Below are 22,618 nucleotides of genomic sequence, written 5' to 3' on the forward strand. Positions count from 1 at the left end.
CCGTCGCATCCGCCGTGGACAACAAACGATCAGCATCGTCATAGGTGACCCTCGACGCGAAACCGATCGCCGGGGTCAACCCATCGACATCCACAAAGGACTGACGACTCGCCGGATCGTAACGATAGAAGTGCTTCGACCGAGGCTTTCCTGGCATCGGCACCGGTGGCAGAATCTGTCGAACCATCGGCTTCGACGCGGTGTGGTCGACGTAGTGCACGACAGTCAGGTAGTCACTGGTGTTCCGGTTGACCGGGTCGACCGCGACCCAGTCGGCCGTCGCACTGTCCCGCATCCCGTCGAGTGGCCCGGTCGACGCGTAGCTGTAGTCGGTAACCTCCGAACCCGGATCCTCGATTCTGAACAGCCTGCCCTGGTAGTACCACAGCCGGGTCTGCGAACCGTCCCAGTAGACGACCCGGCACAACATCTGCGCGGGCGGCAGCGCGTCGGCACCCCATGGCGGCGAGGCTCCGCCGTAGCAGTCGTCCTCGGTTCGGTTGTAGTGCAGGCGATGCGCGCGCTGCGAAACCGGGTCCCTGATCTCCCTGAGCCTCGACGGAGCGCCGTCGTAGGTGTTCTGCAGAGCGGCGGGTCTGCGTGAGTCCAGTGCGTTGGCCTGGGTCTCCAGCTTTCCGTCGGCCCGGAACACATAGACATCGGCTCCCTCGGCGAGAGTGACCCGGCCTGCCGTGTCGAGCGCGAGGACACCGTCTTCGCCATCCGGCGGCGAGTAGCCGCCCGCACTCTTCTTCGTCCAGGTGTGCTTGGCCCCGCTCGCGTCGGTCAGCACGATGGTCTGATCGGCGATCTTCGCCTCGGTGTAGGTCGACCCACTTCCGTCCAGGTCGGCCGAAAGCGTCCACCCCTTCGGCAGGGCGGGCAAGTCTGAGGAGTGGAGCCAGTCCGCGGGCACGATCTGTGGCGGTACCGTCGTCCCGTTAGTCGTCTGCACGAACAGCCGCAACTTGGCGAATCCGGTCCGCTCGGCCAATTCCACCTTGATCGGCACCCGCTGCCCCGCAGCGAGCGTGACGTTGCCCGCCACCCCCCAGTTGACATCGCTGCAACACGGCACGTCGTACACGGAGTTGTTGTTCACCCAGATCTTGAGCCCGTCGTCGTGCATACCGGCGAACTGGTATGTGCCCGCGACCGGAGCCTGGAAGTACCCCTCCCACCGCGCGACGAACCAGTCCGCGGCCAGCGCGGGCGCGAACGGTGACTCCAGGCCCCAGTCGACATTGACCTGTGGCTCGGTGCGCACCAGCACCGGCTGCTGGGCCGGGTTGATCGACCCGTTCTGGGACAGGTCCACGAAGTACGACGCGCGCAGCCCCTTGTGCTCCTGCTGCTGTGAGTTGTAGGTCATGGTGACCCCGGCGGTACCGCCGACCGTGGTGAAGGTCGGTGACGACGAGGACGTCATGACGTTGCCGTTGGCCAGGTTCACCGACACCGGTCCCAGGGTGTCGACCGGAGCGGGACCGCGGTCGCCGACGCGCTGGTCGACCTTCAGGTGCCACACCGGGCTCGGCGTCGTGGTGGTGCCGCTGTAGGTGTTCACCTGCCAGGTGTAAGCCGTGCCGTCCTGCAGCACGCCCGCCGGGATCGTCCAATCGGGACTGGACAGGCAACCGGAGTCGACCACTACACCGGTCCTGGCGTCGGACCCGGTCGCCACCTTGAAGCAGTAGGTCACCGGATCGCCGTCGGGATCGGTCATCGGGTTGACCGAGAGCGTGGGCGAGAGGGTGGTGCTGACCGCGTTGTCGGCCGGTCCGACCAGCGTGGCGACGGGCGGCGCGGTGCCCGTGTCGACGGTCATGGTCGCCGTCAGGTTCTTGTACGTCCAGACGTTCGGCTGCTCGTCGCCGACGACCATGAAGTACGCGTACGGGTCCTGGTTCGCCACGAGATACCGGATGAACCCGGTGATGCCTTCCCCCGTGAACGAGCCGACCTGCCCCAGCAGTGTGCTCGACATGTGGCCGCCGATGCCGTTGAAGTGCAGCGCGGAGGCGTGGTAAAGGTGCGCGGGCCACGTCTTGTCGGGGCTCTGCGCGGACCGGATGTTGGCGACGTCGATCTTCGCGCCGACGATGGTCTTTCCCCACAGCGAGGAATAGTCGAACTTCAGCGCCGACCGCCAGTACTTCGTCGTGGCTTCCAGCGGATTGCCAATCCTGAGTCCGCAGTTGGCACACCAGTACCCGTCCGATTTGTATGCCTCGGAGGAAACGACACCGAAGGAGAACGTCGGGTCGATGCTGACCGGGTAAACCCGATTCGGGTCACGCAGCCACTTCTCGTCTACGGAGACCGTGAGGATCCACCCGTCCTTGACCTTCTCCAGGCCGTAGGTGCCGCCGGTCTGTGCAGGCGCCTTCGTGTCAGTGCCCGATGAGTCCCAGGTCTCGATGGGCGGCATCACGATTTTGGCTGTCCCGGCGGCATCGGCCAGTACGACCGCGCCATCCCGGGTGACACTCGGCGTCAAGTCCGTGGTGTTCAGGGTGAATCGCCAGGACGACTTCCCAGGCGCGGGTGGCTTCTTGAGCCGGATGGTCTCTTTGACCGACCCGGCGGTGACCTCGTACTGCAGGTCCGTGTCCGGCGCGACGTCGGTGTAGTCGGCGGTCGTGCCCTGGACCTTCGCTTGTCTGCCCTTTGCCGCGTTCTCGACACCGAGGGACACCTTCTTGCCCTCGAACTCGACCGACACCAGCGCCGGATCGTCGGCGTCCGCGCCCAGCGAAGGGTTGAGGGGATGCCGCTTGGCCCTGGCCCGCTTGGTCCGGGGGTCGACCTCCAACGAGGTGTCCACGGGTTGCCAGACACCGTTGCCATCCTTGGCGTTCAGCGGCTGGGTGGACTGCCGGACCGTTCGTGTGCCGTCCGGGTTCTGGTACTCGTCGCCGAACATCGAGCGCGACACCAGGCGCGACCGGGCCGGGTCGAACCGAGACCCCGTGGTGCCCGCGAGCTTCGTCAGCGGCGTGAAGTCAACCCTCGGATCGATAGGCGCGACGGGGTCGGCAACTGCAGGCTGAGCGGGCAACAGGGGCAGGTCGCGCGGATCGATCGCGCTGGACCGGGCGGCGGGTTGTGCCGCGACCGCGTCTGCGGTGATCACTTCGGTGGACGACACCACCAGCGTCAGGCACATCGCCGCGACGACGATTCGGGTGAGGCGATTCGAACGCGCGCCTAAGCGCGCGCCAACACGGCGCGAGATCATTGTTCCCCCAGATCAGAAGCAGCCAGTTGCTCGCCAGGCGCCCCCGCGCGACTGACCGGGAGTGACTCTTCCTGCAACTCCTGCGGACGGCAATAGCTCGATCGGGCTCATTCAGGTGTTGCGCACGTGGCCTGCTGCACGCCGGACCAGGGACGTACGATCCCCGAGCCGATACCCGAGGAGCAGGGGACGACAGATGACCGCGGTGCGCGACGAGCCCACTGAACGCCGCCAAGCCGAGACCGAGCCGGCATCTGGTGGTCGGTTCGCTGTCGATCGACTTGGGGTGTTCCTCCTCCTCGCGGTCGCGGCGGTGCCGGTCGGTTTGGCGGCTGTGCAGGGTCTGCGGACGACTCGGCTGCACCTGCTCCTGGACTACTGGCATGTGCTCGCCAAGATCACCACCGATACCGGTTCCCTCCTGCCGGACATGGTGGCGACCTATCACCTGGAGCAGCCGTTCGTCCTGCCTGGAGTCCTGTTCTGGCTCGACGCACGGTTGCTGGGTGGTGACAATCGCGCGCTCACAGCGCTCACGCTGGTCCTGCTGGTCGGGATCGTCGCGCTGCTGTGGTCGATGCTGCCCCGCGGCCTCGGTGCTCTCCCGCGGGCCGCGCTGACCGCCGGGTTCGCGTTCCTGCTGTTCACCCCGCACGCGGTGGAACTGTGGGTCCAGGCGACCAACGGCATCAGTTGGGTGCCCGCCGTGTTCTTCGCGGTGCTGGCGATCGCGCTCGCCCACCGCGGGCGTGCGTGGGCGTCGTACTCGGCCGCGGTGGTGGGCACGCTGTCCTTCGGGGCCGCGCTGCCGGTGTGGTTCGCGATCGCCCTGGTGGCCTGGTTGCGCCGGGAACGGCCCTGGATGGTTGTGGCGCCGGTGGCCATCGGGGTCGTCGTGATCGGTGCCTGGCTGGCGACTCGACCGGTGGAGCCCGCGTCGCTGGCCACCTCGGCGTTCGACCCGAGCGGCCGACTCGCGGTTGTCGCGGCGTCGCTGGGCAGCCTGTGGACGTCGAAGAACGCGGACCTGGCGGTCATCGCGGGCGGCGTGCTCGCGATTATGCTCGCACTGTTGACCTGGAGCGCCATTCAGCGGCGTCGCGCGGATTCGGTGGCCGTGCCCACCGAATCCGGGTGGGTCGGCCTCGCGTGCTACTCGGTGGCCATCGCGGTGCTGATCGGGCTCGGCCGGACCACGACGGCGGCGGTCAACGGCAACATCGGGCTGGTGAGCCGGTATTCGATCGTCGCCGCGCTCGCCACGTGCGCGGCACTGACCCTGGTCTACCTGCACCGGCCGGTGCGGGCGCGGCTGTTGGTGGCGGGCGTGCTGGCGCTCGGACTCGTGACCCACGCGCTCGGCGCTCCGAAGGCCGCCGACGTCCGCCGGGCCTACGCACCGCTCGGTGTCGCGGCGGTGGCCCTGCGGGTGGAGGCGCCGCGCGCACTCGCCGAGCTGCGGGTCCAGCCCGGGATCCTGCCCGCGGCCAAGGCGATGGGCATGTACCCGTTCGGCGACGGGTTCACGTTGGGCTGCGGCGGCCGTGAACTCGGCGATCGGACCGATCCGTCGGCCATCCGTGCACTCCCGGACGGCGGCGGTGTCGTGGACACACCGGTTACCGGCGACGCGGTGCTGTCCGGGTGGGCCGGAGTGAACGGTCGACCAGCCGACTGCGTTCTCGTGCTCGACGCGACGGGTGTTGTGGTCGGCGGCGGAATCAGGGGGCTGGACCATCCGGGCGTTCCCGGGCCGCTCGGCGGTCAGGCAGGCTGGCGTGCGGTGGCGCGGCCGGGGTCGATCGATCCGATTGTCGTGGTGGTGTCGGACAACGTGTTGTACCGCGTGCCGACGAGCCTGACCGGACCTTGATCGCCATGCGGTCACGAACCGTCCCACCTGGTCACGACCTGGCACCGCAAGGCGATCCGTACCCCTGATCGTGCGATGCGCGGGACCGGGGTGGATCAGTAGCGTCACGCCATGGCAGATATCTGGGGAACGCCGCGCACGCGAGCGTTGGCCGCCGCTCTGCGGCGGGAACTGGAGGAATCCGGGTACCGGGTGCGCGAGGTGGCCAGGGTGCTCGGGCTGTCGCACACGACGATTTCGCAGTGGCAGAACGGAAGGCGGGTGCCGAGCCCGGACCACGTGTCAGCGCTGCTCGCGGTGATCCGGGTGACCGGGAAGAAACGCAAGGAAATCCTGGACATGGCGCACAACGCCGCCGACCCGAACTGGCTGGCGGTCGGCGCGGGCATGTCGAATCAACTCGGCGGCCTGATCGATTGCGAACAGACCGCGACCGAGATCATCGAGTGGACGCCGTGGTTGATCACAGGTCTGCTCCAGATGCCAGCCTATGTCCGGGCAATCGTAAGCTCGTTCCCGGAACGGAGCGCAGACGAGATAGACCGTGTCGTGGGAGCTCGGATCGAACGACAGCGAGTGCTGCGGGAACGGCGGCCCGCTCCCGCCCGACTGACCGCATTCATCGGGGAACCGGGCATCAGGCAGGTGATCGGCGGCCGAACAACCATGATCGATCAGTTGGACTACCTCATGACGGTCTCCCGGCTATCCAACGTGCAGGTGCGGATCGTACCGATCGCGACGGGCTGGCACCCGGGGCTGACCGGACCGTTCCTGCTCTACAACTTCCCCCGCCTGCCCTCGATCCTGCATCTTGAGCACCACCGATCGTCGGTGTTCCTTTACGACCGGGAGCAGATCGAGGACTACCGGGTGGTTGTCGCCTGGCTTGACCGAGTGGCGCTGAGCGGGAGAGACTCTGCCGCGATGATCACCGATGCGATCGGGGAGGTCGAGTATGAACAACAGCCGCTGGCGCAAGAGCAGCCTGAGTAGCGACGAGACCGCGTGTGTGGAAGTGCTGAACACGCTGGATGCGGTGCGGGACAGCAAGAACCCCGGGCCGGAGCTGCCCGCCCCTGGCCTGCTCGCACTGGTTCGCTCTCTGAAGTCCGGGAAACGCTAGACTCGACTGAGATGATCATGTGTGTGATCGTGGACCGGAGGTCACGGATGACCCAGTGGCGGAAGAGTAGCCGCAGTGACAACGAAGCGTCCTGTGTGGAGGTTGCGAACACGCTGGATGCGGTGCGGGACACCAAGAACCCCGGGCCGGAGCTGCCCGCCCCTGGCCTGCTCGCGCTGATTAGATCCCTCAAGTCCGACAAGCGCTGACGCGACGACCACCCCGCGTTCGCCCGTCCTCCCGGGTCACCACCACCCGGTAAACGCGCTCAGCGCCATTCATGCCATCCACCCGTTTCCGAACGCGGGAGGCGAGTCCCGTTCCTCAAGGGGAGTCGAAGGTTAGAACGCGGCGGGTGGGCTGCGCCAGTGGGCCATGCCCAGGGCGATGAGCCGCAACTGGCGCTCCGCCACCGACACGACGTCGGCCAAGTCCTCCGGGTGGTGCGCGGCCACGTCGAGCATGGCGGTGACCGTCGACAGCATCGCGCCGACCATCAGGTCGGCGGCCATGCGGAGGTCGTCGGAGTTCCAGGTGCGCATGCCGGGGAAACGCCCCAGGTCGGTGGCCAGCTCGCTGCCGAGGAGGCGCAGTTCGGCGGCGATGGCGCGGCGGACGTCCGAGAAGCCGCCGTGGCGTTCGCGGACGACGAACCGGAAGTGCGCCTCGTGCCTGCGGGCCTGGCCGACCAGGATGGCGACCGAGCCCTTGATCGCGTCGTCCGTCGGCTTGCGGCGGGCGTCGCGGAGCATGGCGCGCAGGGAGCGCATGCTTTCCTCGACCAGGGCGACGCCGAGTTCGTCCATTGACGCGAAGTGGCGGTAGAACCCCGTGGGGACGATGCCGACCTCGCGGGTGACCTCGCGCAGGCTCAGGCCGGCCAGGCTGCCCTCGGCGAGCAGGCGCAGCGCGGCGTCGAGCAGCGCCTGGCGGGTGCGCTGTTTGCGTTCCTGCCGGGTTCCGGCCGATTCGGTCACCACGACGTTCAGAGTACGCGTGTGCACTATCACCGCCGAAACCCGTTGACATCAGGGCTCCGCCGGGGTGCACTTTTCAGTGTACGAACGTTCACTGACTAAGGAGGCAGCGTGACTGCTGGGCTGCGCCTGCTCGAAGCCCTGGCCACGCCGCACGGCGTGGACCGCTACCTGGAACTCGTGCACCCGATGCTCACCCTGCGCGAACTGCGCGGCGAGGTGACCTCGGTGCACCGGAGCACCCCGGACACAGTGACCCTCACGATCCGCCCGACCCGGCGGTGGCGCGGGTTCACGGCCGGGCAGTACGTCAGGATTTCCGTCGACATCGACGGTGTGCGCCGCACCCGGTGCTACTCCCCCGCCACCTCGCAGCACCGCGCCGACGGCCGGTTCGAGTTGACCGTCAAGGCGCACGAGAGCGGCCTGGTTTCCCAGTGGCTGCACCGAAACGCCCGCACGGGACTGGTGCTCGGCCTGTCGCAGGCCGAGGGCGGATTCACCCTGCCCACCCCGCGCCCGGACAAGCTGCTGCTGATCAGCGGCGGCAGCGGAATCACCCCGGTGCTGTCCATGCTGCGCACCCTCGCCGACGAGGGCCACTCGGGCCAGGTCACCTTCCTGCACTACGCCTACCGCGAGACCGATGTGCCCTGTCTGGCCTCCCTACGCGCCCTGGTGTCCGACAACGTCCGGCTCGTGCTGGCCTACACCGACGCCGAGGGCGGCGACCTGACCGGGTTCTTCGACGAGGACCACCTGCGCACCGCCGCGCCGTGGTTCGCCGACGCCGACACCTACCTCTGCGGCCCGCCCGGGCTGATGGCGGGCGTCCGCGAGGTCTACGCCGCGCTCGGCCGCACCGACCGGCTGCACACCGAGGACTTCGCGCCCGCCCCCGTCACCGTCGACGCGGCCGAGGTGACGGGCGCCGTGACCTTCGCCCGCAGCGACCGAAGCGCACCGAACTCCGGGCAGACCCTGTTGGAGCAGGCCGAATCCGCGGGGCTCGACCCCGCATTCGGTTGCCGCATGGGCATTTGCTTCACCTGCACCCGGGTGAAGACCACCGGGTGCGTGCGCGACCTCCGCACCGGCGAGAAGTCGACCGACCCGGACGTCGAGATCCAGCTCTGTGTCTCCGTCCCGGTCGGCGACGTCGCCATCGACCTCTGAATCCCTTGGGAGCCAACGCCATGACCGAGCAGACCGCCCGCCTGACCCCGGCGCAGTTCGAGGCGCTGGGCCGCGACCTCGACGCCGTGCGCCAGCGCGTCGTCGACGACCTCGGCGAGGAGGATCGGGCCTATATCAACGAAGTGGTCCGGGTCCAGCGCCTGCTGGAGGTGGCGGGTCGCGGCCTGCTGTTCGCCGGGTTCTTCCCGCCCGCGTGGCTGGCCGGGGTGACCGCGCTGTCGGTGTCGAAGATCCTCGACAACATGGAGATCGGGCACAACGTGCTGCACGGGCAGTACGACTGGATGCGTGACCCGGCCCTGAACTCGAAGATGTTCGACTGGGATCTCGTGGCGCCCGCGGCGAACTGGCAGCACTCGCACAACTACATCCACCACACCTACACCAACATCCTCGGCAAGGACCGCGACATCGGCTACGGCGTGCTGCGCATGGACGAGGCGCAGAAGTGGAACCCGTACTACCTCGGCAATCCGGCGTACGCGGTCGCGGTGATGCTGTTCTTCCAGTGGGCCGTCATGCTGCACGACCTGGAGGCCGACAAGCTGCTCTCCGGCGAGAAGACCTGGTCGGACACCGCGGAGGTGCGCAACCGCATGGTGCGCAAGGGTTTCCAGCAAGCTGTCAAGGACTACGTGCTGTTCCCCGCGCTGACCGGGCCGATGTTCGTGACCACGCTGGCGGGCAACGCCACGGCCAACCTGGTGCGCAACGTGTGGGCGTTCTCGATCATCTTCTGTGGACACTTCCCGAACGGCGTGGCGACCTTCACCGAGGCGGAAACCGCGAACGAGTCGCGCGGCCAGTGGTACTACCGGCAGATGCTCGGCTCGGCCAACATCACCGGCGGCCCGCTGTTCCACATCCTGTCCGGCAACCTGTCGCACCAGATCGAGCACCACCTGTTCCCGGACATCCCGGCGCGGCGCTACCCGCAGATCGCGCCCGAGGTTCGGGCGATCTGCGCGAAGTACGGCCTGCCCTACAACACCGGCGGATTCGCGAGCCAACTCGCCTCGGTGGCCGCCAAGATCGTCAAGCTGGCGCTGCCGGACTGGCTGCGGCCCAAGCCCGCCACCCCGCCTGCCGGTACCGTCGGACCGGGCCGCGCGGTCCGCGCGGCGTGACAGGACGGGGACCGGCGATGGTCAGTGGTTTCGAGGTCGCGAAGGACACCATCCAGGAGGTGACGGAGTCCGCCGCCACGCACGCGGGCCGGATCGCGCTCATCCTGACCGGCGCGGTGCGCGACGTGGCCCGCGAGGTCGGCGAGTGGGCGACCGACGTCATCGAGCTGCGGGAAGCGGCCGCGCGGGCGGCGGCGGACCACAGTGCCGACCACAGTGCGGACCGCGACACGGTCGTCGACGAGAAGCCGTGACGCGGGCGGTTGTCACCGACCTGCACTGACGAGGGTCGACCGAAAGTGGACGGAACGGGCTTCCGGTAGTGAAAATCGGATTCACCCGGACGGGCACCGCGGCCGTCGACGTGCCGCAACCGGGATGTCCACTTCGGACAAGCCGAATCCGTTGGGCCGAACGTGGCAACCCTTCCGAGGACTCGTCGTCGTATCCGCGCTCTGCGACGCTCATCTGGACCGTACTGTCCAGCTAGGAGTGACCATGCGCACTGCGGCAAGACGACTCGGCATGCTGATCGGCACCCTCGCCCTCCTCCTCGGCCTCGGCGCCACCACCGCCGCCGCGGACACCAGCGAAACCACGACCCGCGGCGACGGCTGCTGCGGCGGACTGTTCCTGTTCCTCGACCTCGACCTGGACCTCGATCTGCACCTCGGCGGGTTCCTGCATCACCATCACGACCACGACGACGACTGCCCGGACGGCGATCACGGGTAGACGCGAGCCGGGGCGGGCAGCGCGAGTCGATCGCGCCGTCCGCCCCGCGGCGTATCCTAGGCTGGGGCCGTGGACATCGAGCTGGTGATCTTCGACTGCGACGGCATCCTGGTGGACAGCGAGCCGCACGCGGTGCGCGCGCAGGTCATCGCGCTGACCGAGTTGGGATGGGCGGTCACCGAGACCGAGGTGATCGACCGGTTCGTCGGCAAGTCCACCAAGTCGATCAGCGAACTGGTGGACGCCGAACTCGGGCCGGGCACGGCGGAGCGGTCGAAAGTCCGCTTTTACCAGCTCTACCACGAGGCCATGCAAGGGCTGCTCGCCGTCGACGGCATCGCCGACGCGCTCGACGCGATCGATCTGCCCAAGTGCGTCGCGTCGAGCGGCAACCCGGCGCGGATTCGGGACAGCCTGGCGCAGACCGGATTGGCGCACCACTTCGGCGCACACGTGTTCAGCGCGGTCGAAGTGCCACACGGCAAGCCGGCGCCGGACCTGTTCCTACACGCCGCGCGCGGCCTGGGTGTCGCACCTGGACAGTGCGTAGTGGTCGAGGACAGCCAGTACGGTGTGCGGGCGGCGCGCGCGGCGGGCATGCGCTCGTTCGGCTACGCGGGCGGGGTCACCCCCGCGGCCTGGCTGGCGGGCCCGGACACCGTGGTGTTCCACGACATGCGGGCCCTGCCCGGACTGATCAGATCAGCGACGGCACCATCGCCTCGATGAGGTGCGGGCCCGGCTCGGCCAGCGCGCGGCTGAACTGCTCGGCCAGTTCCTCGGCCGTGGTGGCCCGGGTGGCGGGCACGCCCATCCCCTCGGCGATCTTGACGAAGTCCAGGTCCGGCTTGGCGAGGTCGAGCAGCGAGTTCGCCACCGGGCCCGCACCCTCGGCGCCGACCCGCATCAGCTCCATGCGCAGGATGGCGTAGGCGCGGTTGTTCAGCACGATCGTGGTGACGTTCAGGTTTTCCCTTGCCATGGTCCACAATGCGGAGATCGTGTACATCGCGCTGCCGTCGGATTGCAGGCAGATCACCGGCCGGTCGGGGCAGGCCACAGCCGCGCCGACGCCGACCGGCAGGCCCTGCCCGATCGCCCCGCCGGTCAGCGTGAGCAGGTCGTGGCGGGGGGTGCCCGCGGTGGTCATCGGGATCATCAGGCCCGACGTGTTGGCCTCGTCGGAGATGATGGCGCCCTCGGGAAGCAGCGCGCCGAGCACCAGCGCCCAGTTCTGCGGAGTCAGCTCGCCCACGGGCAGTTCGGGGCGGGAAGGCTGCTGCAGCACGGGTTCCGTGTCGGCGGCCACGACGGCGGCGAGCTGGTCGAGGGCGTCCGCGGTGTCCTCGCCGAGCGCGGCGAGGGTGTGCACCCGGCAGCCCTCGGGGGTCAGGTCGCTGACTTTGCCGGGGTAGGCGAAGAAGGAGACCGGGGCCTTCGCGCCGACCAGCACCAGGTGTTTGACATCGGTGAGCTGCCACTGCACCTGCTCGGCCAGGTAGCCCAACCGGTCGATGTTCGGCAGGCCCACGCCGCGCTCCAGGCGCGCCGGGAAGGTCTCCACGAACACCTTGACCCCGGTGGCGGCCGCGATCCGGCTCGCCGCGAGCAATCCGCGTTCCCGGGTGACGCCCGCGCCCAACAAGACCACAGTGGACTCACCGGAGCCGACCACGGCGGCGATGTCGGCTACCCGCTCGGCGTCCACTGTGGACGCCGCGGGCGGGGCGACCGGCGCGGCGGCGACTCCGCCGTCGCCCCAGGACACGTCGGCGGGCAGGACGAGATTCGCGATCCGGCCGGGCGCGGTCATCGCCGCGGCCACGGCCTCGGCCGCGTCGCCGCCGACCGCGGCGGTGTCGGTCGACGTGCGGTTCCAGCCGTGCGTCCAGCCGTTGAGGGCGTCGATGTCGGACTCCAGCAGCGCGTCGAAACCCTTGTGGTACAACGCGTGGTCGCCGATGACGTTGATCATCGGGGTGTGCGCGCGGCGGGCGTTGTGCAGGTTCGCCATGCCGTTGGCCATGCCCGGGCCCAGGTGCAGCAGGGTCGCGGCGGGCCGGTCGGCCATCCGGGCGTAGCCGTCGGCGGCGCCGGTCACCACACCTTCGAACAGCGCCAGGACGCCCCGCATCTCGGGCACCGCGTCGAGCGCGGCGACGAAGTGCATCTCCGAGGTGCCGGGGTTGGCGAAGCACACCTCGACGCCCGAGTCGACCAGCGTGCGGATGAGTGACTGTGCGCCGTTCATGCCATCCTTCTCTTGCCGGGTAGGGAAATTCTTCAGTCGAAGAGGACACCGGGGTTGAGCACACCCGCCGGGTCGAACGCCTGCTTGACCCGCCGCATCAGGGCGATCTTCGCCGGGTCCTCAAGCTCCAGGAAGTACTGCTTCTTCGCGTGCCCGATGCCGTGCTCGCCGGAGATCGCGCCGCCGAGGGACATGCCCGCCTCGAACAGCGCGTGCAGCACCTTCGCCCGCTTCTCACTGTCCTTTTGAAACACCGCGAGGTGCACGTTGCCGTCGCCCGCGTGCCCGCAGCCGACCACGAACGTCTCGTTGGCCTGCGCGATCTCGGTGACCTTGGCCATGAACTCCGGCAGCGCCGCGCGGGGCAGCACGGTGTCGATCACGTCGTCGGCGCCCGCGCCCTTGGCGGTGTAGAACGCCCGCTCGCGCGCCTCGATGAGCTTGCGCGCGGACCCGCCGGGCAGCACGTAGACGTCGACCGCGCCCAGTTCGGTCAGCAGTTCGGCGGCGGCCTGCACGTCGGCGTCGAGGCGTGCGGTGTCACGGTTCTCCAGCATCACCACCAGATACGCCTGCGAGGTCTCGCGAACCTCGTCGGGGATGCCGAGCTGCAGGTCGGCGGTGTAGGTGATCGCGCCCATGGTCAAGCCGTCGATGTATTCCAGGATCAGCGGTCCGAGCCCGCTGCCGACGACCTTCGGCACCGCGCGCGCGACCCCGCCGAGGTCGGTGAACGGCGCCAGCAGGGTGGCCTGGTGCTTGACGCGCGGCTGGAGTTTCAGGATCGCCTCGGTGACCAGCGCGAGGGTGCCCTCGGAGCCGACGATGAGCTGGGTGAGGTCGTACCCGGTGCTGGCCTTGACGAACTTGCCGCCCGTGCGGAGCACCTCGCCGGTGGGCAGCACGGCTTCCAGGCCGAGCACGTGGTGGCGCGTGACGCCGTACTTGACCGCGCGCATGCCGCCCGCGTTGGTGGCGACGTTGCCGCCGAGGCTGGCGCTCAGCTCGCCCGGGTAGACCGGGTAGACCAGCCCGGCCTCAGCGGTGCGTTCTTCCAGTTCCTGCAAGGTGACGCCGGGCTGCACGACCGCGACGTGGTTCTCGGTGTCGATCTCCAGGATCTTGTTCATCCGCTCGAACGACACCAGGATGCCGTCCGCGCGCGGGACCGCGGCGCCCGACAGCCCGCTGCCCGAGCCCCGCGCGGTGACCGGCGTGCCGGTGTCGGTGGCGACGCGCAGCACCTCGGCCACCTCGGCGGCGGTCGACGGGCGGACCACGAACGCGGGCCGCACCGGCTCGGCGGTCAGCGTCTCGTCGTGGCTGTAGTCCTCGGACGCGTCCGCGCCCGTGAGCACGTGGGTGGCGCCGACGATCTCGGCGAGCCTCGACCCGATGTCCGACATTGGACTTCCTTTCACCGCGTCCGGCCATCACAGCGGTCCGGTCCGGCCAACGATAGTGGCCTGCCCGCCAAAACGCCCGGGATCGGTTGTCCCGGTCGGACAACGGACCGTCGGTCACACTGTCCGGCATGGAGGACTCGGTGCGCAGGCTCGCGAGCGCCCTGGCCGGGCAGCCCGACCTGCTCGACGCGGCGGTGGACGCCGCGCGCGGCAACTCGCCGCAGGTGGCCGCGCTGCCCCGGGAGGAGACCGTGCGGCACACCCGCGCGGTGATGCTCGCGGCCACCACGGCGTTCGCCGAGGGCAGACAGCCCACGGACGCGGAGTTCCGGGTGGCGGCCGACCTCGGCGCCGACCGGGCCAGCCAGAGCGTGTCCATCGCCGCGCTGCTCGACGGCTTCCAGGCGGCCCGCACGACCGTGATGCGACGCTTGATCGGCGTGCTGCGCGACCGCGGCATCGACGGCGACACCCTGGTCGACGCGTTCATCGAACTCGACGAGGTGATCACCGCGCTGGAGCGCCAGGTGACCCACGCGCACCGCACGACCGAGCTGGAGATGGCCCGCACCGCGCGCGACCAGCGGGCATTGTTGTTGCGGGGCCTGCTGACCGAGGGCGAGACCGTCGACCCGGCCGCGCTGCGGGCACTGCACCTCGACCCGGCGGGGGCCCTGCACTGCGTGGTCAGCGCCGAGCATCACGCGCGGGCGGCGCACCGGCTGGAGGCGGACCTGGTGGCGGCGGTGCCGGGCGTGTTCGGCCTGGTGAACGGATTCCTGGTGGGCGTGAGCACGCAGTCGCCCCCGGACAGCGGGTCGCTGCTCGTCGTCGGCCCGGCGGTGCCGCGCGACCGGCTGCCGCGGGTGTACGCGTTGTGTTGTGCTGCAAGGGATACGGGTGTACGACAGGGGTTGGTGGGGGTTCGCCCGCTCGCGTCGCTGGCCGTGGAGACCACTGTGGACACTCAGGCCGAGCTGGGCGCCCTGCTCGCCGACACCGCCTTGTCCGCCCTCGACCCGACCGACGCGTTCCACCGGGAGCTGGCCGAGACCGCGCTGGCGCACCTCGACCACGGCGGCCGCATCGAGGCCACGGCGGCGGCGCTGCATGTGCACCCGAACACGGTGAAGTACCGGCTGCGCAGACTGCGCGACCTGACCGGCCAGCCGTCCGCCCCGGAGCCGGGCCGCGCCATCGCCCACACAACGACGTGGTGGTGGGCATTGCGCACGTGGACGACCCGCTAGCCGGCGAAGAGGCGGGCGGGCGCGATTTCGTCGGCGGTGATCGCGATGTCCGCGGGCACCGGGTCGCCGAGGATGATCGCCGCGCCCGCGGCTGCCAGCGCGGGCGCCAGTTGGATGCCGTACCCGCCTTGCCCTGCGAAGTAAGCGAATCCGGGGTGACCGGGCACCTCGCCAACGACCGGCGCCCGGTCGTCCACAAAGGACCGCAGGCCCGCCCACGCGGTGCGGACCGAGCGCAGTGCCAGCGTGGTCACCTCGTTCACCCGCTGCATCGCGAGCGCCACGTCCAGCTCGTCCGGCTTGGCGTCCATGGGCTCGCTCGGGGTCTCGTCGACCGGGGAGACCAGCACGCCCGGGCCTTCCGGGCGGAAGTAGAACCGGTCGCCGCCGTCCACCACGAGCGGCCACGAGGGGTCGACCGGACCGCCCACGGCGATGGCGACGGTGCGGCGCAGCGGCCGGAGCCCGATCGTCGGCACACCGGCGAGCGCGGCGACGCGATCGGCCCACGCGCCCGCCGCGTCCACCACCAGACCGGTCTGGATCTCTTCCGTACCAAGGGAAACGCGCCAACCGGTGCCGTCGCGGGTCAGGCCGGTCACGCGGGCGCACTTGCGGACCTCGCCGCCCGCGGCCTTGAGGCCACGCACGTAGCCCTGGTGTAGCCCCATCGCGTCGACATCCCTGGTGCCCTCGTCCAGCGCGGCGGCGCGCACCGCCTCGGGGCGCAGCGTCGGGCACAGTTCGCACGCTTGGGCAACGGTGATCTCCCGCGCGCCCGCGGCGATTGCTTCGCCCACGGTGCCGACCCAGAGCAAGGGGCGCGGCGAGAGCAGCGCGGCGTCGAAGCGGGCAAGGCTGGCGGCGGTGAGCGCGCGGACGGCTGGGCCGCCGTAGGTGGGCGCGAAGATCGCCGCCGACCGCCCGGTGGTGTGCGCGGCGAGCATCGGCTCGGCCTCGACCAGCAGCACCGACCGGCTCGCCGCCAGTTCACACGCCACCGAGACCCCGGCGATGCCGCCGCCGATCACCACCACATCCCATGCCATACCGGCAGACTACGGACGCCAGGACGAGTCGCGTCCGCTCATCGCGAGCACCTTGTGCAGCGGGGTGGCGTCGGCGGGCGCGGCGATCTCGGCGCCGAACACCCCGTACTCGCGGGCCTGCTCGGCCCACTGCTCCGTACCGCGCAGCGCGGCCTCGGCCACGTCGTCGTCGACCGGGAAGTCCTGGCCGGTGGCGATGGCGAGATCCCAGCCGTGCACGACCAACTCGCCCAACAGCATGAGCCCGATCGTGCCCGCGGGGGTCATGTCGCCCGCCATGGTGGTCTCGCCGTCCCAGGCGCCGGGCAGGCCCCACGCCTCGACCGCGCGGTCGAGCCGCGCGGTGAAGAACGCGGGCCAGTCGCCGGCGGTGTAGTCGGTGCCCTCGACCTCGGAGCCGTCGGTCGGCACCGGCAGTTTGTGCGCGGTGCGCTCGGAGACGACAGCGGCCCAGTGCGTCACGTGGTTGGCGAGCGCGCGGACGTCCCAGTCGGCGCATGCGGTCGGCAGGTCGAACTGGTCGGGCTTGACGTTGCGGGCGACATCGGCCGCGGCTGCGGCAGCTTTGCGCATGAGTGGCTGCATTTCCATACGGCCGACGCTAGGCGCGGCCGGTCTGGGTGTCTTGAACAAACGCGACAACGGCCCCTGTGGACAACCGGATGACGATGTCGGTGCCCGGGGTTACCGTCTCTTCCATGCAGACGACATCGCCGGATCGCGGGGTGCTCGGTGCGCGGGTGGCGCGCACCAAGTTCGTCCTGCGCAAGGTGGCGCCGTCGGCTGAGCTGGCGCCGTTCGTCGAATACCACTGGATGGTGTCGTGGGACCTGCGCGGTGAGCCGCCGTTCACCCAGCAGGTGGTGCCGCACCCGAACGTGCACCTGGTGTTCCAGGCGGAGGGGACCAGGCTCTACGGCGTCCTGCGTGGCCGGTTCACGCGGACGCTGACAGGCCGGGGGCAGGTGCTCGGCGTGCGGTTCCACCCCGGCGGGTTCCGGCCGTGGCTGGGCGAGCGGGTGTCGTCGCTGACCGATCGGACGGTGTCGGCGACGGAGTTCTTCGGGGTGGCCGGTACCGAGGAGCCCGTCGTGTCGGCGCCGGACGAGGCGGGGATGGTGGCCGCGGCGGAGGTGTTCCTGGGGCCGTTTCGGCCGCGCCCGGACCCGGTGGTCGCGCAGGTGCGGGAGCTGGTGTCCGGCATCGCCGCGGATGTCGGGCTGACCAGGGTCGACGCGGTGGCCCGGTCGGCGGGGCTCACGGTGCGCTCGCTGCAACGGCTGTTCAGCGAGTACGTGGGGGTGGGGCCGAAGTGGGTGATCCGGCGGTTCCGCATGCACGAGGCCGCCACCCGCGCCGAGGGGGGCGACGGGCCCGACTGGGCCGCGCTGGCGGCTGAACTGGGCTACAGCGACCAGGCCCATTTCACCCGCGAGTTCACCGCGACCATCGGCGTCTCCCCCGCCCGGTACGCCGATAGGTTGCCGCCATGAGCGACTACGAACTCGACGTCGACCCGGCTCGAATCGACGTGGACGCGGTATGGGCGTACCTGTCCACCGATGCGTACTGGGGGACGTGGCGCACCCGAGGGCAGTTGGAAGCTCAGCTCGCGTCGGCCTGGCGGCTAGTCGGGGCGTACGAACGGGCGACCGGCGCACAGGTCGGTTTCGCCCGGGCGGTGTCGGACGGCGTGGCCTTGGCGTACCTGGCCGACGTGTACGTGCTCGACTCGGCACGCGGGCGCGGACTCGGCAAGGCGTTGGTGCGCACCATGATCGAGGAGGGCCCTGGCGCGAACTTCCGCTGGCTCCTGCACACCCGCGACGCCCACGACCTGTATCGGCGCTTCGGTTTCAGCGCCCCCGACAACACCTACTTGGAGCGACAGGGAAAGCAGCCCTAACCGGGGACGGCCCGGATTCGGGATTCACCGGCGATCGGTCGAGCTGACCGTCGTCGAAGTGGACGAGCACGCTCAGGCACGGCTTCTGCAGCCATGTCTCGGTTGGCACCGTCGGGACACGTCTCTGGGTGTTGGCGCCGCCTGACCCGGACCGGACGCCTGTATCTCCGTGGCACGTTGGGACAGACTCCCGGGATGCTCGCGGTGCCTAGCGCGGACTGGACCGGCAGGCACGTCTCGGTGGCACCATCGGGAACACCCTGGACTCTCGTGCCGCCTTGCGCGGACTGGATCCGCGGGCAACGTCTCGATGGGCACCGCACGCCGGTCCACCCGTGCCCGACCTAGCGCGGAATCGAGGCCAGGTCGTGGAGTACCAGCTCCCGGTCCTCCACATCGGCCACCGGCACCGCCAGGGCCCGCTCCGCCCAAGCACGAGCGGCGTCGAGGTCGCAGGCTACCGCGTGCGCACGGGCCAGGGCCTCGTAGCAGAACGCGAGGTCGAAGTCGCCGATGGCGTGCTGTTCGCACAGCTCGTGGGCGCGGCGGGCGTGCCAGAGGGCGGGCTCGGCCCGGCCGAGGGTGGCGTAGACCCGCGAGCACTGCCACTCACCCCGGACCAGGTTCACTGGGGTGCCGACGTTGTCCCAGTGATACCGGGACGCGTGGGCCATGTGGACCATGCGGTCGTCGTCGGCGGGTGTGCGGTTCTCCTGTTCGAGCAGGCGCCACACCTCGTTGAACAGGGTGGCGGCGAGGCCGCGCTCATCGGGTTCGTCAGGCATGTCGGCTCCGCCGGTTCTGAGGTGGTCGAGATGGTGCAGGTCACCCTGCACGCGGGTGAGTCGCGCGGCCAGTCTGCGGCGGTGCGCGGCGAGCACGCCCGCCATCGCCTCGGGGTCCGCGAGGCAGGTCCGCACGTCATCGAGCGGCAGGTCCACCGCGCGCAATGCCTTCGCGGTCAACCCACCGCGACGCGCCATTACGCCGATCGTCAGCCACTCGGTCACCCGCCGACCGTACGAGATTGCCCCGGGGGAAGGACAAACCCGGCCTAGCCGAACGGCACGAGATCGGGTCGCTTCGGGGCCCGACCGTCACCCGAAGACCGGCCGGTCAACCTACGCCCGATCCACGGTCCCAAGTGGACCCGCGCCCACCGCAGGTCCGCACGAGCCCGCGCGGTCCACGGCGCCGCGGGCGCGGGCGGAACCGGCGCCGTCCAGTCGAACTCCGGGGTGCAGCCCAGCGCGCGCAAAGTCGCCTCGGCGACCCTGCGGTGGCCTTCGGCGTTGAGGTGGATGCGGTCGTCGGACCACAGGGCGCTGGAGTTGAACGCCTTGGCGGCGAACAGGTCGACCACGACCGCGTCGTGCCGCTCGGCCAACTCGTCGACCACCGCGAGCAGGCGGGTGATCCTGGGCATCAGACGCGCGCTGCCGCGCATCCGGCCAGTCGGGTCGATCACCCGGAACAGCAGCAGCCGCCCGGTGGTCGCGGCCAGCACGTCGGCGGCCCGGGTGACCAGATCGGTGATCGCGTCGAGGTCGCAACTGGGGCGCAACACGTCGTTCAGGCCGCAGGCGAGGCTCACCAGATCCGGCGCCATCCCGGCGGCGACGTCGACCTGGTCGGCCACGATCTGGCGGACCAACTTGCCCCGCACGGCCAGGTTCGCGTACCGGAAACCCGGCGTGCGCTCGGCCAGCCGTGCCGCGACGAGATCGGCCCAGCCGCGGCAGGTGCCGTCGGGCAGGTCGTCGCTCATGCCCTCGGTGAAGGAATCGCCCAAGGCCACGAAACTGGTGTACTCGTTCATCTCGGGCGGCAGCCTACCGAGTCGTAGGGTCCGGTCATGGCGAACCCCACCGACGTCCGCGACCTGGTGCGCGCACACCTGCCGGGCTACCGAATCGACTCGATCACGCGGCTGGGTGCGGGCTTGGACAACGTCGCCTACGAGGTCAACGGCGAACTGATCGTGCGAGTCGGCCGGGAGCCGCGCGTGCGAGCCGAGGCCGACCTGCTCGCCGCCCTCGCGGGGATCTCGCCGCTGCCGGTGCCCGAGCCCGCGTTCGTCGCCGCCGAGTCGGGGTGCCTGGCATACCGCAAGATCCCGGGTGTCCCGCTGCTGGACGTGCCGGAGCCGCAACGGTCGGAATTCGGCCACACGATGGCAGCCGCGCTCGGCGGTCTGCTCGCGGCGCTGCACGCCGTTCCCGCCGATCGGTTGACGGGCCTCGTCGAGCCGGACCGCTTCGCTCCCGCCGAGTGGCTCCGCGAGGCCGCCGAGTCCTATCCGGCCGTCGCCGAGGCCGTACCCGCCGCCCATCGCGCGCCCATCGCCACCTTCCTGAACACGGCGCCCCCGACCGACGACCGCCCACTTGTGTTCTCCCACAACGATCTCGGCATCGAACACGTCCTCGTCGACCCGGCCACGGGCACGGTCACCGGCATCATCGACTGGAGCGACGCCGCGTTCGTCGACCCGGCCCACGACTTCGGCCTGCTCCACCGCGACCTCGGCCCCGCCGTCCTCGACGCCGCCCTGCGCGGCTACCGAACCGGCGACGTGGCCGCACTGCGCGAGTGCGCCGTGTTCTACGCCCGGTGCAGTGTCTTCGAGGACATGGCCTACGGCATCGAGACCGGCCGGACCACCTACCTCGCCAAGAGCGTGGCCTCGATGACGTGGCTGTTCCCCGGGTAGCGCGGGCGGCGGGTTCGAGGTCGAGGCGGTCCTGCCCGCCCACGGACCGTGACAACCCTGGTCAGGGGTGCCGGGGTCGACTAGGTTCCGCTGACATGAAGCGACCCTTGATCATCGCCGCGCTCGCCGCGGTGGCTGTCGGTCTGCTGCAGGCACCGGCGTCGGCGACCCCGGACCGCGGCCTCGCGCTCACCTGGCAGCTCTCCCCCACCGGCGCCGACGCGCGGCTGCGCGGCCTGTCCGCGGTCAGCCACCGGGTGGCGTGGGCCAGCGGCAGCCGCGGCACCGTGTTGCGCACCGTCGACGGTGGCCGGAGTTGGCAGCGGTCCTCGCCGCCGGACACCGCCACGTTGGAGCTGCGCGACATCGAGGCGTTCGACGCGGACACCGCCGTGGCGATGTCCATCGGCCCCGGCGACCAGTCGCGCATCTTCCGCACCGACGACGGCGGCACGACGTGGGCAGAGACGTTCCGCAACGCGGAGCCGACCGCGTTCTACGACTGCCTCGCGTTCTTCGACCGCAGGCACGGCCTCGCGCTGAGCGACCCCGTCGACGGCAAATTCCGCGTGCTGTCCACCGACGACGGCGGCCGGTCGTGGACCGTCCTGCCCACCGACGGGATGCCCGCCGCGCTGGCGGGCGAGTTCGCGTTCGCCGCGAGCGGGCAGTGCCTGAGCGTGGCGGGCGGGCGGGACGCGTGGATCGCGACCGGCGGCGGCGCCAAGGCCCGCGTGCTGCACTCGTCGGACCGGGGCCGGACCTGGTCGGCCGCGGACACCGTGCTGGCGAGCACCCCGAGCGGCGGCGTGTTCGCGACCGCGTGGCGCGACACCCGGCGCGGCATCGCCGTGGGCGGCGACTTCGCGGCGCCGACCAACGGCGTCGATGCACTCGGCACGAGCCGCGACGCCGGGCGCACCTGGCAGAAGCCGACGACCGCGCCGCAGGGCTACCGCTCGGGTGTCGCGTGGCACTCGTTCATCCCGACCGCCGCGGTCGCCGTCGGCCCGACCGGCAGTGACGTCACCCTGGACAGCGGCCGAAACTGGCACCAGTTCGACGCGGGCAGCTTCGACACCGTCTCGTGTGCCCGCGACGGTGCCTGCTGGGCCGCGGGCGAGAAGGGACGCGTCGCCACGCTTCGCCTTACCCATCAGCGGTAGGGCGGATCCCGGTTGACACGCGGTCGGCGGCCGAACACGGTTGGCCGATGACGTCCAGGATCCACAACATCGCCTTCGACTGCGCCGACAGCTACGTCCTCGCCCAGTGGTGGAGCCAGGTGGTCGGCCACCCCGTACACCCCGACGACCGCCCCGGCGACGACGAGGTGATCATCGAGCTGCCCGCCGGTCCAACCCTGTTCTTTAACCAGGTTCCCGAAGCCAAGACGGTCAAAAATCGCGTACACCTGTGCCTACGCCCAGACATCCCGCGCGACGAAGAAGTCGCGCGGCTGCTGGGCGCGGGCGCGGTGATGGTCTCCGACCTCCGCGAGCCCGACGGCCGCGGGTGGGCGGTGCTCGCCGACCCGGAGGGCAACGAATTCTGCATCCTGCGCGGACCGTAGCTTCCCAGGGCATTCCGTCCACATGGCACCCATTCATCCACAGCTTTCGCGCCACCACCCCACAACTGCCGCACCACCGATAGACTGGAGCAGGGCAGGCCCCCTTGGGTGGGCGTGGCTTTGGGTGGGCGGGGCTTTGGGTGGGCGGGGCTGTGGGTGGGCGGGGCTTTGGGTGGGCGGGGCGTTGGGTGGGC

At 70.2% G+C, this 22,618-nt stretch carries 23 protein-coding genes; 15 read left to right on the forward strand and 8 right to left on the reverse strand.

The window, feature by feature from the left end:
- The coding region (locus ACT4N7_RS26665; RefSeq protein WP_444831611.1) for a PA14 domain-containing protein at nt 1-3,136 on the reverse strand (3,136 nt) is incomplete at its 3' end.
- A 301-nt stretch (nt 3,137-3,437) separates the two neighbouring features.
- Between ACT4N7_RS26665 and ACT4N7_RS26670 the strand changes: the two genes are divergently transcribed.
- From ACT4N7_RS26670 to ACT4N7_RS26685, 4 genes are all read left to right on the forward strand, one after another.
- Nucleotides 3,438-5,114 carry a DUF2079 domain-containing protein gene (locus ACT4N7_RS26670; protein ID WP_444831612.1) on the forward strand — a complete coding sequence of 559 codons (1,677 nt, stop codon included), beginning with the start codon at nt 3,438-3,440 and terminating at the stop codon, nt 5,112-5,114.
- 111 nt (nt 5,115-5,225) lie between these two features.
- The gene (locus tag ACT4N7_RS26675) at nt 5,226-6,110 is read left to right on the forward strand and encodes a helix-turn-helix domain-containing protein (protein ID WP_444831613.1); all 885 of its coding nucleotides are present in this window, start codon (nt 5,226-5,228) and stop codon (nt 6,108-6,110) included.
- Nucleotides 6,073-6,240 (forward strand): DUF397 domain-containing protein, encoded by a 168-nt coding sequence (locus tag ACT4N7_RS26680; protein ID WP_444831614.1) that lies wholly within the window; start codon nt 6,073-6,075, stop codon nt 6,238-6,240. Before ACT4N7_RS26675 ends, ACT4N7_RS26680 begins: the two co-directional genes overlap by 38 nt.
- Before the next feature lie 47 nt (nt 6,241-6,287).
- Nucleotides 6,288-6,449 (forward strand): DUF397 domain-containing protein, encoded by a 162-nt coding sequence (locus tag ACT4N7_RS26685; protein WP_444831632.1) that lies wholly within the window; start codon nt 6,288-6,290, stop codon nt 6,447-6,449.
- 132 nt (nt 6,450-6,581) lie between these two features.
- Here the strand turns inward: ACT4N7_RS26685 and ACT4N7_RS26690 are convergent, their stop codons facing one another.
- Nucleotides 6,582-7,217, reverse strand: a complete 636-nt coding sequence (locus ACT4N7_RS26690) for a TetR family transcriptional regulator (RefSeq protein WP_444831633.1) — start codon at nt 7,215-7,217, stop codon at nt 6,582-6,584.
- Nucleotides 7,218-7,328: 111 nt separating this feature from the next.
- Here ACT4N7_RS26690 and ACT4N7_RS26695 point away from each other — a divergent pair, with 111 nt between their 5' ends.
- The 5 genes from ACT4N7_RS26695 (at nt 7,329) to ACT4N7_RS26715 (ending at nt 11,005) form a co-directional block, all read left to right on the forward strand.
- Nucleotides 7,329-8,393 (forward strand): ferredoxin reductase, encoded by a 1,065-nt coding sequence (locus tag ACT4N7_RS26695; protein WP_444831615.1) that lies wholly within the window; start codon nt 7,329-7,331, stop codon nt 8,391-8,393.
- A gap of 20 nt (nt 8,394-8,413) precedes the next feature.
- A complete protein-coding gene (locus ACT4N7_RS26700) occupies nt 8,414-9,541 on the forward strand; it encodes a fatty acid desaturase family protein (protein ID WP_444831616.1) in 1,128 nt (375 codons plus the stop codon).
- Nucleotides 9,542-9,558: 17 nt separating this feature from the next.
- Nucleotides 9,559-9,795: a hypothetical protein gene (locus tag ACT4N7_RS26705; RefSeq protein WP_444831617.1), complete on the forward strand. Its 237-nt coding sequence runs from the start codon at nt 9,559-9,561 to the stop codon at nt 9,793-9,795.
- Nucleotides 9,796-10,039: 244 nt separating this feature from the next.
- A complete protein-coding gene (locus ACT4N7_RS26710) occupies nt 10,040-10,276 on the forward strand; it encodes a hypothetical protein (protein WP_444831618.1) in 237 nt (78 codons plus the stop codon).
- 69 nt (nt 10,277-10,345) lie between these two features.
- Nucleotides 10,346-11,005 carry an HAD family hydrolase gene (locus ACT4N7_RS26715; RefSeq protein ID WP_444831619.1) on the forward strand — a complete coding sequence of 220 codons (660 nt, stop codon included), beginning with the start codon at nt 10,346-10,348 and terminating at the stop codon, nt 11,003-11,005.
- Here the strand turns inward: ACT4N7_RS26715 and ACT4N7_RS26720 are convergent.
- Complete coding sequence (locus ACT4N7_RS26720) at nt 10,974-12,527, reverse strand: acetolactate synthase large subunit (protein ID WP_444831620.1); 1,554 nt, start codon at nt 12,525-12,527, stop codon at nt 10,974-10,976. The two genes, ACT4N7_RS26715 and ACT4N7_RS26720, sit on opposite strands and share 32 nt — an antisense overlap.
- Before the next feature lie 32 nt (nt 12,528-12,559).
- Complete coding sequence (locus ACT4N7_RS26725) at nt 12,560-13,933, reverse strand: FAD-binding oxidoreductase (RefSeq protein ID WP_444831621.1); 1,374 nt, start codon at nt 13,931-13,933, stop codon at nt 12,560-12,562.
- Nucleotides 13,934-14,061: 128 nt separating this feature from the next.
- Between ACT4N7_RS26725 and ACT4N7_RS26730 the strand changes: the two genes are divergently transcribed.
- Nucleotides 14,062-15,183, forward strand: coding sequence for a PucR family transcriptional regulator (locus ACT4N7_RS26730; RefSeq protein WP_444831622.1), 1,122 nt, complete (start codon nt 14,062-14,064; stop codon nt 15,181-15,183).
- Here the strand turns inward: ACT4N7_RS26730 and ACT4N7_RS26735 are convergent.
- Together ACT4N7_RS26735 and ACT4N7_RS26740 are read right to left on the reverse strand one after the other, a co-directional pair.
- Nucleotides 15,180-16,232, reverse strand: coding sequence for an NAD(P)/FAD-dependent oxidoreductase (locus ACT4N7_RS26735; protein WP_444831623.1), 1,053 nt, complete (start codon nt 16,230-16,232; stop codon nt 15,180-15,182). The two genes, ACT4N7_RS26730 and ACT4N7_RS26735, sit on opposite strands and share 4 nt — an antisense overlap.
- A 9-nt stretch (nt 16,233-16,241) precedes the next feature.
- A complete protein-coding gene (locus ACT4N7_RS26740; RefSeq protein WP_444831624.1) occupies nt 16,242-16,805 on the reverse strand; it encodes a TIGR03086 family metal-binding protein in 564 nt (187 codons plus the stop codon).
- 125 nt (nt 16,806-16,930) lie between these two features.
- On the opposite strand from ACT4N7_RS26740, the gene ACT4N7_RS26745 reads away from it, so the two are divergent.
- Nucleotides 16,931-17,725: a DUF6597 domain-containing transcriptional factor gene (locus ACT4N7_RS26745; protein WP_444831625.1), complete on the forward strand. Its 795-nt coding sequence runs from the start codon at nt 16,931-16,933 to the stop codon at nt 17,723-17,725.
- Complete coding sequence (locus tag ACT4N7_RS26750) at nt 17,722-18,138, forward strand: GNAT family N-acetyltransferase (RefSeq protein WP_444831626.1); 417 nt, start codon at nt 17,722-17,724, stop codon at nt 18,136-18,138. Before ACT4N7_RS26745 ends, ACT4N7_RS26750 begins: the two co-directional genes overlap by 4 nt.
- Before the next feature lie 344 nt (nt 18,139-18,482).
- On the opposite strand, the gene ACT4N7_RS26755 is transcribed toward ACT4N7_RS26750, so the two are convergent.
- On the reverse strand, nt 18,483-19,148 hold the full coding sequence (locus ACT4N7_RS26755) for a hypothetical protein (protein ID WP_444831627.1): 666 nt from the start codon (nt 19,146-19,148) through the stop codon (nt 18,483-18,485).
- A 44-nt stretch (nt 19,149-19,192) separates the two neighbouring features.
- Nucleotides 19,193-19,957, reverse strand: a complete 765-nt coding sequence (locus ACT4N7_RS26760; RefSeq protein ID WP_444831628.1) for an SGNH/GDSL hydrolase family protein — start codon at nt 19,955-19,957, stop codon at nt 19,193-19,195.
- A 36-nt stretch (nt 19,958-19,993) separates the two neighbouring features.
- Between ACT4N7_RS26760 and ACT4N7_RS26765 the strand changes: the two genes are divergently transcribed.
- From ACT4N7_RS26765 to ACT4N7_RS26775, 3 genes are all read left to right on the forward strand, one after another.
- Nucleotides 19,994-20,851, forward strand: coding sequence for a phosphotransferase family protein (locus ACT4N7_RS26765; protein WP_444831629.1), 858 nt, complete (start codon nt 19,994-19,996; stop codon nt 20,849-20,851).
- 95 nt (nt 20,852-20,946) lie between these two features.
- Nucleotides 20,947-22,017 carry a WD40/YVTN/BNR-like repeat-containing protein gene (locus ACT4N7_RS26770; RefSeq protein WP_444831630.1) on the forward strand — a complete coding sequence of 357 codons (1,071 nt, stop codon included), beginning with the start codon at nt 20,947-20,949 and terminating at the stop codon, nt 22,015-22,017.
- A gap of 47 nt (nt 22,018-22,064) precedes the next feature.
- Nucleotides 22,065-22,424, forward strand: coding sequence for a VOC family protein (locus tag ACT4N7_RS26775; protein ID WP_444831631.1), 360 nt, complete (start codon nt 22,065-22,067; stop codon nt 22,422-22,424).
- The last annotated feature ends 194 nt before the right edge of the window (nt 22,425-22,618 follow it).

It is taken from the genome of Actinokineospora sp., assembly GCF_052390155.1.
Lineage (GTDB): Bacteria > Actinomycetota > Actinomycetes > Mycobacteriales > Pseudonocardiaceae > Actinokineospora.

What these genes read in the sequence shown, in the direction of transcription:
- ACT4N7_RS26670 (WP_444831612.1), top strand. Translation starts at nt 3,438, where the DNA reads ATGACCGCGGTGCGCGACGAGCCCACTGAACGCCGCCAAGCCGAGACC.
- ACT4N7_RS26675 (WP_444831613.1), top strand. Translation starts at nt 5,226, where the DNA reads ATGGCAGATATCTGGGGAACGCCGCGCACGCGAGCGTTGGCCGCCGCT.
- ACT4N7_RS26680 (WP_444831614.1), top strand. Translation starts at nt 6,073, where the DNA reads ATGAACAACAGCCGCTGGCGCAAGAGCAGCCTGAGTAGCGACGAGACC.
- ACT4N7_RS26685 (WP_444831632.1), top strand. Translation starts at nt 6,288, where the DNA reads ATGACCCAGTGGCGGAAGAGTAGCCGCAGTGACAACGAAGCGTCCTGT.
- ACT4N7_RS26700 (WP_444831616.1), top strand. Translation starts at nt 8,414, where the DNA reads ATGACCGAGCAGACCGCCCGCCTGACCCCGGCGCAGTTCGAGGCGCTG.
- ACT4N7_RS26705 (WP_444831617.1), top strand. Translation starts at nt 9,559, where the DNA reads ATGGTCAGTGGTTTCGAGGTCGCGAAGGACACCATCCAGGAGGTGACG.
- ACT4N7_RS26710 (WP_444831618.1), top strand. Translation starts at nt 10,040, where the DNA reads ATGCGCACTGCGGCAAGACGACTCGGCATGCTGATCGGCACCCTCGCC.
- ACT4N7_RS26720 (WP_444831620.1), bottom strand. Translation starts at nt 12,527, where the DNA reads ATGAACGGCGCACAGTCACTCATCCGCACGCTGGTCGACTCGGGCGTC.
- ACT4N7_RS26725 (WP_444831621.1), bottom strand. Translation starts at nt 13,933, where the DNA reads ATGTCGGACATCGGGTCGAGGCTCGCCGAGATCGTCGGCGCCACCCAC.
- ACT4N7_RS26730 (WP_444831622.1), top strand. Translation starts at nt 14,062, where the DNA reads ATGGAGGACTCGGTGCGCAGGCTCGCGAGCGCCCTGGCCGGGCAGCCC.
- ACT4N7_RS26735 (WP_444831623.1), bottom strand. Translation starts at nt 16,232, where the DNA reads ATGGCATGGGATGTGGTGGTGATCGGCGGCGGCATCGCCGGGGTCTCG.
- ACT4N7_RS26740 (WP_444831624.1), bottom strand. Translation starts at nt 16,805, where the DNA reads ATGCGCAAAGCTGCCGCAGCCGCGGCCGATGTCGCCCGCAACGTCAAG.
- ACT4N7_RS26745 (WP_444831625.1), top strand. Translation starts at nt 16,931, where the DNA reads ATGCAGACGACATCGCCGGATCGCGGGGTGCTCGGTGCGCGGGTGGCG.
- ACT4N7_RS26750 (WP_444831626.1), top strand. Translation starts at nt 17,722, where the DNA reads ATGAGCGACTACGAACTCGACGTCGACCCGGCTCGAATCGACGTGGAC.
- ACT4N7_RS26760 (WP_444831628.1), bottom strand. Translation starts at nt 19,957, where the DNA reads ATGAACGAGTACACCAGTTTCGTGGCCTTGGGCGATTCCTTCACCGAG.
- ACT4N7_RS26765 (WP_444831629.1), top strand. Translation starts at nt 19,994, where the DNA reads ATGGCGAACCCCACCGACGTCCGCGACCTGGTGCGCGCACACCTGCCG.
- ACT4N7_RS26770 (WP_444831630.1), top strand. Translation starts at nt 20,947, where the DNA reads ATGAAGCGACCCTTGATCATCGCCGCGCTCGCCGCGGTGGCTGTCGGT.
- ACT4N7_RS26775 (WP_444831631.1), top strand. Translation starts at nt 22,065, where the DNA reads ATGACGTCCAGGATCCACAACATCGCCTTCGACTGCGCCGACAGCTAC.